A 9,229-nucleotide genomic window follows, 5' to 3' on the forward strand; every position below is an offset into this window, starting at 1 on the left:
AATTTATTTAATAAAAAAACACTGTGTTTTTTCTTGTGCTAAAGTCATAAGAATTATAACAAAATAAAAGTACTTTTAATTAAAATTTTTGACTTTTAGTAAAATTATTTTTACTTTTGATAAAAAACACACACTCATGGATGTAGATTATATTGTTGGGCAAATATCTCAACAACGCAAGCGTAAAGGATATACTTACGAAAACATGGCAGATGAATTACACATTACTCCTGCTGCGTATAGGAAGATTGAGACAGGAGATACCAGACTAACAGTAGAAAGACTTTTCAAGATTGCAGACATATTAGAAAGTCCTTTTACCGATTTTTTAGATTTAGAAAAAGATATTCTCAACCACCACCATCATGAAAAAGAAAATGTATATCAGCAAAAGATGGATAATTTTTTTCAGGAGAATAGAGAAGTATATCAGAAGTTGATAGATTCCCAAAATAATCAAATAGAACTTTTAAAAGAGCAAATAGCTTTCTACAAAGAGCAATTCAATTCAAAATCATAATGTCACTTAGTATTAACTTAAAAACACAACATCATGCCCATCACAAATCTTAACAACACGCATCTTAATGCCGTACAACTTACTGCAGCACAAGATGCACTTACGGAGTTAGAAAGCGCACTTATTGAGATTAACATTAACCTGACCGCAGAAGACCGTCAGAGGTATGGTAGTATTAATGAGCAGAACAAGTTATTCGTAAACAAAGTTTACGATTTTTACAAGAGCCAATCCAATCTAAGTGCTACGGAAGTGGATTGGACAGAGTTTGAGAAGGATTTCAACAGTCGACAAAATTATGAGGCACTTATTGCTCGCTTGGATAGTCTCTCTATGAGACTGAAAAATTCTAAAATACTTCATGATTATGATAATTTTCAAGCGGCACTTACGGATTACGCTTACACAGCATACAAGGCGGGAACTTCCGCACCTGGTTTCGAAACAAAGCAGACAGAACTGAAACAGTTTTTCAGTAAGGCAGGTAAGAACACAACAGGTATTGAGCCTACAGAATAGGTCCGTATATTCACTGATATAGTCCCAAGCCAAAAGCTTGGGATTTTTATTAGTACTGATGAGGTACATTATTGGTGTTTTGATGTTCGGAAAAGAGTGGTCCGGGTCATAAAGCCTGATACAGAAATTATGAAGCATATCAACCATGCATAAAACCTGTTTTTTGGTGTTGTAGACCCCAAATTTTGACTTATACAACCTCTGTATTGTAGGTTGTAACCTTATCAAAGGACTGTGAGACCACTTACATGCACTTTTGCGACTTTAAGTTAGATATTTCATCACTTCTTAATCGTAAAAAAATAAAAAAAATAATTTTTGAGCAGACGGCAAATATTTGTTTGGATTTTGTTTTTGATGTCAAGTTGGCTTATCGCTTTTAGTTGATTATATTTGCATTCAAATATTACGAATGCTTTACACGATAATCAAAGCAATACACATTATTTTTATGGTCAGTTATTTTGCGGGTATTTTTTACTTAGCAAGAATTTTTGTGTACTATAAAGATACCGATGACTTCGAAAGAGAAAAACAAAGAATCCTACGTGAGCAGTACGTTTTCATGGCCAGAAGATTATGGAATATTATTACCGTTCCTGCTGGAATCATCATGTTAGTAAGTGGATTAACAATGATTTTCCTGAATATGGGATTGATGAAAATGCCATGGTTTCATCTGAAATTGACATTTCTTGTGGGTCTTGCCTTCTATCATTACTGGTGCTGGAACAAAATCAAAGAAATGAAACGTTTAAACGGTGGTGCGTTGCCGATGTCCAATCTCAAATTAAGACAAGCCAACGAGATTGCCACTTTTATTTTGTTTTTGGTCGTTTTCACCGTGATGATGAAATCCATGGTGATTGAATACTGGTGGCAATTAATTCTGGGATTTGTCGTTCTAGTGATGCTGATTATGGCAACCGTGAAATTAGTGAATAAGAATAAAAAATAAATAAAAACGGAGTTGGAAGAGTATCCGTCTTCCATTATCCTTCATCCATCAAATATGATTGCAATATTTAAAAAAGAGCTTTGGAGCTATTTTGGAAATTGGAGCGCTTGGGTTATTTTGGCTGCGTTCAGTATTGTAGGGACATTGTTCCTATTTTTCTTTGATAATGATTCCAATATTTTCGAGATTGGGATGGCGACATTACAAAGTTATTTTGGATTAATTCCTTGGTTATTGATGTTTATTGTCCCTGCTTTAACCATGAGAACATTTGCCGAAGAACAACAAAACGGAACCCTATATTGGCTGTTTTCTCAACCGCTGAAAACTTCAGAAATCGTTTCTGGGAAATTTTTAGCTGTTTGGTTGGTTGGAGTCCTATGTATTCTACCTTCGCTAGTATATTTATACACTATTTACACTTTGGGAGTTCCAGAAGGCAATCTAGATTTTGGGGCTACTTTCGGAAGTTATTTTGGATTGATTTTATTGGTAGCAGCATTTTCTTCTGTTGGAATTTTGGCTTCATCTATTTCCTCTAATCAGATTATGGCTTATTTGTTAGGAGTCTTTCTTTGCTTTATTTTATTTTTTGGAATAGAGCAATTAGCAAGCTACAAGTTATTAGGAGGAGCAGATTATATTTTGCAAAAAATTGGATTCTATCAACATTTCAATGGATTTTCGCGAGGTTTGATAGATAGTAGAGATGTGTTTTATTTTCTTTTGGTGGTTGGGATATTCTTATTTCTGTCTAATTATTTCGTTCAAAAGAAAAAGTAAAATCCTTTTTTATTTAATTAAAATTGAAAATGAAAAGTAACAAAAATATCATACTCATTGTTTTAGGAATCGTTTTACTTTTAGGAACAATCGGTATTTTTTCTACGAGAGTTGACCTTACCAAAGAAAAGAGATATACCCTTTCTGAATCTTCAGTCAAGGTCTTGAAATCTATCAAAAAACCTTTGATGGTCGAAGTCTATTTGGATGGAGAATTTCCGGCTGATTTCAAACAGTTACAGAACGAAACCCGTTTTATGCTAGAAGAATTCAGAAGCATTAATCCTAAAATTGATTTCAAATTTATAGATCCAGTAGCGACCAAAATGTCGCAAGATACTCTGATGGCAATGGGAATGAGTCCTTCTCAAATTTCTGATTTCAAGGACGGAAAGGCGGAGCAAATCGTGATTTTCCCTTATGCAGTGATGAAGTATGGAGAATATGGAGCTTCGCTTCCATTAATTCTTGAGCAATCTGGGATTCAAAGGTCCGAACAATTGAATAAATCCATCGAAAACCTAGAGTATAATTTGATTTCTAATATCAAGAATATCGCTTCAGACTCTCGAAAGAATGTTGGAATCCTGGTTAATCAAGATGAATTAAGACCAGAACAATTTCAAGGATTTGTTAGCATGGCATTGGAGAACTATAATGCAGGTCCAGTCATTCCAGAGGTAGGAAGTGAGTTGAGTTTTGCAGACCTTCCAAAACTGAAAAAGATGGATGCTTTGGTCATTGCAAAACCTCGTAAACCATTCACCGACCAAGAAAAAGTTGTTTTGGATCAATATATTATGAATGGTGGAAAGACGCTTTGGATGATTGATGCGGTTAATGCGGAGATGGATACGCTTTTTACTTCCAAAAAGATTGTTGCCTTTCCCGTTGATAATAATCTCACTGATTTTTTCTTTAATTATGGTATTCGTATCAATGCTGGTTTGGTCAAGGATATGAAGAAGTCGGCTCTTATCAGAATTGTTTCTGGAGAAGTAGCCGGTAATCCACAATATAGTAGTTTTCTTTGGCCGTATTTTCCTGTTGGAATTTCAGAAACTCGTCATCCAATCACGCAGAATATTAACCCAGTTAAATTCGAATTTCCTACTGCTATTGACACTTTGGGGCGAAAAGGAATCAAAACATCGGTTTTGTTTGAGAGTAGTGAGAGGACTAATATCAAGCAAGTTCCAGCTAGTGTTGCACTCTCAGAAATTGTGCAGATTGATTCTACAATGCAGTTCGAAAAGCCCACCACGCCTAAGATTTTTGCGGTTTCGTTGGAAGGAAAGTTCAATTCGGCTTATGCTAATAGAATCGAGAGTAAAAAAGTTCAGAACTTCAAAGCCAAAAGTCCAGAAAACAAGATGATTGTCATTGCTGATGGAGATGTTGGTCGCAATCAGATTGTGAAAGGTCAAGCTTTGCCTCTAGGAACAGATTTGTTGACGAAACAACAATATGGTAACGAGCAATTTCTGAAAAATGCTTTGGATTGGCTTCTTGACGATAGTAATTTGATTGAATTAAGAAACAGAAACATCGAAGCTCGATTGTTAGACCGAAAAAGAATTGATGAGGAAAAAAGCAATTGGCAATGGTTCAATATGATTTTGCCTTTGGCAATTATCTGTATCCTTGCTGGGTTGTTTTATTGGCTGCGCAAAAAGAAATTCGGGTAAGAAAGATTTTTAATTTGCTACAAAAAATATAGGAAGGTCAATCGCATTCCTTTTTTTATTTTATCTCGCCTTTTTGTATTCGATGTAATAATTGTAATTCCATTGGATAGGATTAGCTGAACTCAAAGTGATGGACTGCCAATTTTCAGTTGGATTGATGACCATATTTTCATTGAATCTAATTGGGAGTTGAAAATCTTTCACCACGTTTTGATACCGAAACTTTAACTGATTTCCATTTTGTTGATATTCTAAAACTGGAATTTTTGTAGTTCTTAGATATTGATTAAAAACCGTTGAAAAGTCAATCCCTGATTTTTGGGAAATATAGTTTTCAACTTGTTCCGAAGTGACGGTTTGATGACGAAAATCCTGATTAAGACCTCTTAAAATTTGTCGAAATTTTTCATCGTCGTTGATGACTTGTCTCATCGTGTGAAGCATATTGGCGCCTTTGTAATACATGTCTCCACTTCCTTCGTTTCTTACGCCATATTTACCAATTATGGGCTTGTCATTGACGATATTGAGTCTAAGTCCTTGTAGATATTTGTTGGCCGAATTTTTATCGATAAACTTTTCCGTAAAAAGTGTCTCCGAATAACATGTAAAACTCTCGTGAATCCACATGTCAGCTTGGTCTTTGGCCGTAATGTTGTTGGCAAACCACTCATGACCACTTTCATGGATGATGATAAAATCCCATTTCAATCCAATTCCTGTTTCAGACAAATCTCTTCCGTCATAACCGTTGGTATAATTATTACCGTACGCAACATTGCTTTGATGCTCCATTCCGAGATAAGGCGTCTCCACCAATTTATAGGAATCTTCATAGAAGGGATAAGCCCCGAACCAATATTCAAAGGCTTTCAGCATTGGTTTGACTTGCTGAAACTGTTTTTTTGCCTTTTCGAGATTGTAATCCAGAACCCAATAATCCAAATCTAATTTTCCATTTTCGCCGTCGTAAGTATCTTTAAAATTCACGTATTTAGCCACACTTGGGACGATGGAATAGTCGTTAATAGGATTTTTAACTTCCCAAGTCCATTCTTTTTTGTTTTTTACTATTTTTTCAGAGATCAATTTACCATTTCCAACTCCGACCAAATCGCTTGGCGTTATGATTTTCATGATGATTCCATTTTCGGGTTCATCATTCCAAATATCTTTGAGAGGAAGCCAAAGCGAAGTTCCTGCTCCTTCTTGAGCGACACTCATAAAGGGATTACCATTTTTATCTTTTTTAAAAACCCATCCTCCGTCCCAAGGTGCATTTTTTGCAATGGTTGGACTTCCCCAATATTGAATCGTAAAATGTTGAATGTCTCCTTTTTTATACTTTTTTTTGGAGGTAATGAAAATGAAGTCACCTTCTCTTTTGCTTTTGCACAGTTTGTCTGACGACTCGATGATTTTGTATTGCATCGGTTGTTGAAGGTCAATTTGGAAAACTGGATTGTCAATGTTTTTTGTGATTTCGAAAGTAATTTTGTTGGTTCCGGAGACTTCTTTTTTGTCAAAATTGGGTTCTACAATCAGTTCGTATTTTTTGACATCCCAAAAGTTTCGAAATGCTGTATCAGAGCCTTTCAGTGTATCTGTTTTGGTAAATTTTTGACCAAAAACAAAAGTACCCATCACAATTAATATTCCACCTAATTTCTTCATAACCTCAATAATGTTGAATTCAAAATTAATTAAAATAAATGGATTGAATTTTTATTTCCGTATTTTTGTGTGAGGATGGAAAAAACCGAACTTTTACAACTGATTTATCGGGCAAAAGATAAAGACCAGAAGTCTCAGACGCAGCTCATCAACTTGTATTGGGTGGATGTGTTTTCCTTTATTTTGAAGAAAGTTAATGATACCAATGATGCGGATGAGATTACAGTGAATGTTTTTTCTAAAGTACTTTCCAAACTGGATTTGTATGACCCTAATTTCGAATTCAAAACATGGGTTTTGACGATTGCGCAAAATACCATTATTGATTTTTGGCGTAGAAAAGGGAAAGAAACGGAAAAATCCAGCGATACACTTCACGATGTTAGAAATGAGTACGCCAAATCACCAGAAGAACTTCTGATTTCAGACGAAGACCAAAGCAAAATTTTAAAAATTATTGGTAGTTTGGATGCTAATTATCAGGATATTATAAGGCTTCGTTTCTTTGAGGAAAAAAGTATCAAAGAGATTTCAGAAGAGCTTAATATTTCGGTTTCTAATACCAAAGTCCGCATTATGCGCGCCAAAAAAGTCCTCGGCGAATTGCTGAAAGACAATGATTTCGATGTAGATTAGAGGAATCCTTCTATAATAAAATACCACATTGCTGTTGTTGCAAAACCAATAATAATACTGATTCCTATCGTAAGGTTGGTGAGTTTTGTATTCAGATGATATTGTTCTGCAATAATGCTGGAAGTGACCAAAGTAGGCATTGCTGCTTCAAAAATGGTGATTTTTGCAATGTCTCCTTTCAATCCTAACATCAAGGCAACCAGCATAACAAGAGCGGGTGCCAAAATCAGTTTGTACAACATAGACATCGAAATTTGCGGAATCAACTTTCTCCACCCATTGAATTTTAATTGAAGTCCAACTGAAAATAGTGCAAGAGGTGCAACTGTCGAAGCTAATTTATCAAAAAGTGCTTCCGCAATAGTGAGGTCGATGACCTGAGAGAGTATTAATGCACTAATGCAACCAATAAAAGGAGGGAAGGTCAAAAGTCTTTTCAAAATAAATTTTGCAGAAATAGATTGGTCGTCTCTTCCGCCTCTCAATGCTGCAATCATTCCCAAAGTCGATAATCCGAAAAACATGGTTTGGTCACAGATAACAGCGATGCTCAAAAATTGTTCACCAAAAAACGCTGAGACCAAAGGAAAACCGATGAAAGAGGTGTTGGCATAACCACTTATCATTTCCAATGTACTTCTTGACCGTTGAGAATATCTTTTTTTCTGGGCATAAAATTTCATGAAAAAGAAACTTCCAACAGCAATCAAGAGCGTTCCGAAAACAGGAAAAAACAAATCTGAACTCCACTCTATTTTGGGTAAATATTTAAAAGAAACCGCAGGTAAGGCGATGTAGAGAATCCAAGTGTTAATCCCTTTATGCGCTTCGGGATGAATAGAACGGGTCGCCCTAAGAATCATTCCGCTGATGATACATACCGCTATCAGTACAAAGTTGAACACTTAATTTTCAGTTTTAGAGTTACAAAGGTAGTGGGTTTCCTAAAGATGAAGAATTTTTTAAACGATTTTGTTTTTGGGAGAGTTTAAATTATAGAAAATTCAAATGCAGGCGATTGTTTTCATCATGATATTACTTGTAAAATATTCCTTAATTTTGTGAATTCAATTTCTAATATGGAGAATCAAATTCAAGATACTGTTACCAATAAACCAAAATGGATTAGAGTAAAACTTCCAACTGGAAAAAATTACAGAGAATTAAGAGGTTTGGTGGATAAATATAAGCTTAATACCATTTGTCAAAGTGGTAGCTGTCCTAATATGGGCGAATGTTGGGGAGAAGGAACGGCTACTTTTATGATTTTGGGAAATATCTGTACCCGAAGCTGTGGATTTTGCGGTGTTAAAACAGGGAAACCTTTGGATGTTAACTGGGACGAACCAGAAAAAGTGGCGCGCTCCATTAAGTTAATGAAAATCAAACATGCTGTTCTTACATCGGTTGATAGAGACGACCTCAAGGATATGGGTTCTATTCTTTGGGCAGAAACGGTTAATGCGGTGAGACGTATTTCTCCAGGAACAACGATGGAAACATTGATTCCAGATTTCCAAGGGATTCATAAACATCTTGATCGTATGATTGAAGTGGCACCAGAAGTGATTTCTCACAATATGGAAACTGTTAAAAGATTAACCAGAGAGGTGAGAATCCAAGCCAAGTATGAAAGAAGTTTGGATGTATTAAAATACCTAAAAGACGCAGGTCAAAGACGTACGAAAACCGGAATTATGTTGGGATTAGGAGAGGAGAAGGATGAAGTTTTTCAGACGATTGAAGACGTGAGAAATGCAGGAGTAGATATCGTGACGATAGGACAATATCTTCAACCAACGAAGAACCACTTGCCAGTTAAGAAATTTATTACACCAGAAGAATTTAGTGAATATGAAATTTTTGCCAAAAATCTTGGTTTCCGTCATGTGGAGAGTTCGCCTTTGGTGAGAAGTTCTTATCATGCAGAAAAGCATATTCATTAATGGTAAGAACCAAGTAAAAAGTAATAAGAATCAATAAATAAAAATCGTCCAATTGGGCGATTTTTTTTAAGTTAAATTAATCCTGTTAAAATTGCGAAAGTAATTATATGTACTAAACATAAAATCAATCCGACGATATTAATTCGCATTATTGTCTTGTTGTGGATTTTATTACCGTAAATGATAGAAACAACATTGAAAATCAAGAATAGAGGTGAGGAAAAAAGGGTAAAAAGCCCAACTCCTAAACCTGTATCTCCTCTCTCAGGATGTTCTTTAGGAATAAGAAGAATTATCCAAAGATAGGCGTAGAATCCGTACATCAGAACATTAATGCTAATGTGAAAAGCTTCGTGTTTTCCAAATTTATAAAAGAAAAATACAATTGGTACCAAACAAAGTAGTAGACCTAAAATATTCATTTGCAAGGGAATTTACTCTTGATGTAATTCAAATCTACGACTTTTGTGTTATAAAGTTATTAATGTATCTTTAGATTTAAATA

10 protein-coding genes are annotated in these 9,229 nt (G+C 35.2%); 7 read left to right on the top strand and 3 right to left on the bottom strand.

Annotated elements, in window-relative coordinates:
* Nucleotides 1-136 precede the first annotated feature (136 nt).
* From AC4AGG_RS14100 to gldG, 5 genes are all read left to right on the top strand, one after another.
* Nucleotides 137-520 (top strand): helix-turn-helix domain-containing protein, encoded by a 384-nt coding sequence (locus AC4AGG_RS14100; RefSeq protein ID WP_489772654.1) that lies wholly within the window; start codon nt 137-139, stop codon nt 518-520.
* Nucleotides 521-553: 33 nt separating this feature from the next.
* Nucleotides 554-1,039, top strand: coding sequence for a hypothetical protein (locus AC4AGG_RS14105; RefSeq protein ID WP_489772655.1), 486 nt, complete (start codon nt 554-556; stop codon nt 1,037-1,039).
* Between the two features lie 412 nt (nt 1,040-1,451).
* On the top strand, nt 1,452-1,997 hold the full coding sequence (locus AC4AGG_RS14110; protein WP_489772656.1) for a CopD family protein: 546 nt from the start codon (nt 1,452-1,454) through the stop codon (nt 1,995-1,997).
* Nucleotides 1,998-2,051: 54 nt separating this feature from the next.
* The gene (locus AC4AGG_RS14115) at nt 2,052-2,780 is read left to right on the top strand and encodes an ABC transporter permease (RefSeq protein WP_489772657.1); all 729 of its coding nucleotides are present in this window, start codon (nt 2,052-2,054) and stop codon (nt 2,778-2,780) included.
* A 29-nt stretch (nt 2,781-2,809) separates the two neighbouring features.
* Nucleotides 2,810-4,468, top strand: a complete 1,659-nt coding sequence (gldG, locus tag AC4AGG_RS14120) for a gliding motility-associated ABC transporter substrate-binding protein GldG (protein WP_489772658.1) — start codon at nt 2,810-2,812, stop codon at nt 4,466-4,468.
* Between the two features lie 60 nt (nt 4,469-4,528).
* Here the strand turns inward: gldG and AC4AGG_RS14125 are convergent, their stop codons facing one another.
* Nucleotides 4,529-6,142 carry a M1 family metallopeptidase gene (locus AC4AGG_RS14125; RefSeq protein WP_489772659.1) on the bottom strand — a complete coding sequence of 538 codons (1,614 nt, stop codon included), beginning with the start codon at nt 6,140-6,142 and terminating at the stop codon, nt 4,529-4,531.
* A 75-nt stretch (nt 6,143-6,217) separates the two neighbouring features.
* Here AC4AGG_RS14125 and AC4AGG_RS14130 point away from each other — a divergent pair, with 75 nt between their 5' ends.
* Entirely contained in the window at nt 6,218-6,778 is a 561-nt protein-coding gene (locus AC4AGG_RS14130) for an RNA polymerase sigma factor (protein WP_489772660.1), read from the top strand.
* Here the strand turns inward: AC4AGG_RS14130 and AC4AGG_RS14135 are convergent.
* A complete protein-coding gene (locus AC4AGG_RS14135) occupies nt 6,775-7,683 on the bottom strand; it encodes an AEC family transporter (RefSeq protein ID WP_489772661.1) in 909 nt (302 codons plus the stop codon). The two genes, AC4AGG_RS14130 and AC4AGG_RS14135, sit on opposite strands and share 4 nt — an antisense overlap.
* A gap of 174 nt (nt 7,684-7,857) precedes the next feature.
* Here AC4AGG_RS14135 and lipA point away from each other — a divergent pair, with 174 nt between their 5' ends.
* Nucleotides 7,858-8,724 carry a lipoyl synthase gene (lipA, locus tag AC4AGG_RS14140; RefSeq protein ID WP_489772662.1) on the top strand — a complete coding sequence of 289 codons (867 nt, stop codon included), beginning with the start codon at nt 7,858-7,860 and terminating at the stop codon, nt 8,722-8,724.
* 71 nt (nt 8,725-8,795) lie between these two features.
* On the opposite strand, the gene AC4AGG_RS14145 is transcribed toward lipA, so the two are convergent.
* The gene (locus AC4AGG_RS14145) at nt 8,796-9,146 is read right to left on the bottom strand and encodes a hypothetical protein (protein ID WP_489772663.1); all 351 of its coding nucleotides are present in this window, start codon (nt 9,144-9,146) and stop codon (nt 8,796-8,798) included.
* Nucleotides 9,147-9,229 lie beyond the last annotated feature (83 nt).

This window comes from Chryseobacterium sp. CG10_8, from assembly GCF_058117085.1.